At 48.0% G+C, this 1,411-nt stretch carries 2 protein-coding genes; both read left to right on the top strand.

All coding sequences use genetic code 11. The annotated features are described in order from the left end of the window. The first annotated feature begins 494 nt into the window (after positions 1-494). Positions 495-590: a photosystem I reaction center subunit XII gene (psaM, locus tag JGK16_RS32635; protein WP_015174804.1), complete on the top strand. Its 96-nt coding sequence runs from the start codon at positions 495-497 to the stop codon at positions 588-590. Positions 591-870: 280 nt separating this feature from the next. Then, positions 871-1,287, top strand: coding sequence for a hypothetical protein (locus JGK16_RS32630; RefSeq protein WP_293194033.1), 417 nt, complete (start codon positions 871-873; stop codon positions 1,285-1,287). Positions 1,288-1,411: the final 124 nt, after the last annotated feature.

The following is a 1,411-nucleotide window of genomic DNA, read 5'->3' as shown; positions in this document are numbered from 1 at the left end:
CCCGAAACATCCCAGCGCAAGCGAGTGTCTTTACTGACAATCCAAGGTTTTTTGGGAATCGCGCAGGGTTTGAACAAAATGGTACATCGTAGATTTGTCAACAAGTGTACCACCTTGTCTATTTAATCGCTAGCTAGGTACTAGCTCAGCGCAAATCACCGGCTCTGTCTAAAATGAGTGTCACGTTTACTGATCGTAACCTAGTCCGGCAACTTTGTCGCGGCCGATCGCTCCCAAGGCAGTTCGGAAACGGCCAATTTAGGGGGTTTTAACGAATTTAGCGGATTTATAGCGATCGAACTCAATCCGAGAACGAGAAGTCAAGCATAAAGATTTTCCCCATCTCCCCATCTCCCCCTCTCGGCCTCTCCCCCTCTCCCACTCCTCCCCAACGGCACCGAATTACTTGTCGATTTGTAACAAAAGATTCCCAAAAGCGCCAATTTGTCTCAAATTGATGAAAGCTCGTGCCCGTAAAATGGAGTTTTCCTCATATGTCTTTAACAGATACCCAAGTCTACGTAGCGCTCGTAATTGCTTTGATTCCCGGAATCTTGGCTTTCCGGCTGTCAACAGAACTGTACAAGTAGTTTCGAGACACCAGTAGCGAACCGCACCGTCGCCTGTCCTCCTTAGTTAAATCTCGAAATTACAGACAATTGCTGTCATCGTGCAGTAGATTGTTTGTGGTCACGAAGACGAGACTGCAAGGGCAGGCATTTTTATTGGGAAATTCCGTCCTCAGCCGTCACCCAGTCTCAAAAATTTGGGCTGCGAGCACCCTGACAAACAGGGGCGGGTGTGCGTTAAACTCAGAATTTTCTGTGGTCAGCTCTAAAAAGTCAGTCTCAGGTATTTGAAAAAAAAATTATGCAAGCGATTCAACCTACCGTTACCCCACTACGTCCTGTAAAAACTCCCCCTCGGGTTACTCCTCGTCGCAGCAGCAGCAGCCAGCGTTCCTACCCTCATCAAACGCTCGCCGCCGAAACAGGAGTCAAGTTAGCAGTTAATGTAGTTCTGTCAGTGTGTGCGACTTCTGCTTTGATTCAGCTTTGGCCCCACTACCGGGGAGTCCAAGAAAAGTTGCACGAAATCCAAGCTGAAGTGAATCTTACTCAAGCGCGAGTCGATAAGTCGCGATCGGACTTTAACCGCTATTTTGACCCCAGTCAGGCTAAAACTGTGATGCAAGAGCAAAGCAATCGAGCCGATCCCCAGCAACGCCCGGTGATTTTGCAGGAACCCGAAGCACCCGATTCTGAGGAATCTACGCTGCAACCTTAAATTGTCAGACAGCAACCTTAATCTGAGTGCGACTCGTTGATTGGCAAATCACGGTAAACAGTCCGTACATAGCTAATCCAACTCTAACCAACAACGGAAAAGAGTTGAACTCTCGGAGATATAC

The sequence above is a fragment of the Microcoleus sp. PH2017_09_SFU_O_A genome (assembly GCF_020738625.1).
Classification (GTDB): Bacteria; Cyanobacteriota; Cyanobacteriia; order Cyanobacteriales; family Microcoleaceae; genus Microcoleus.
Note: the sequence above shows the minus strand (reverse complement) of the source record. Positions and strands in the feature narration are given on the sequence as shown.

Bases quoted from the DNA above. Each gene is read 5' to 3' on its own strand.
- psaM (WP_015174804.1), top strand. From the start codon at position 495: ATGTCTTTAACAGATACCCAAGTCTACGTAGCGCTCGTAATTGCTTTG.
- JGK16_RS32630 (WP_293194033.1), top strand. From the start codon at position 871: ATGCAAGCGATTCAACCTACCGTTACCCCACTACGTCCTGTAAAAACT.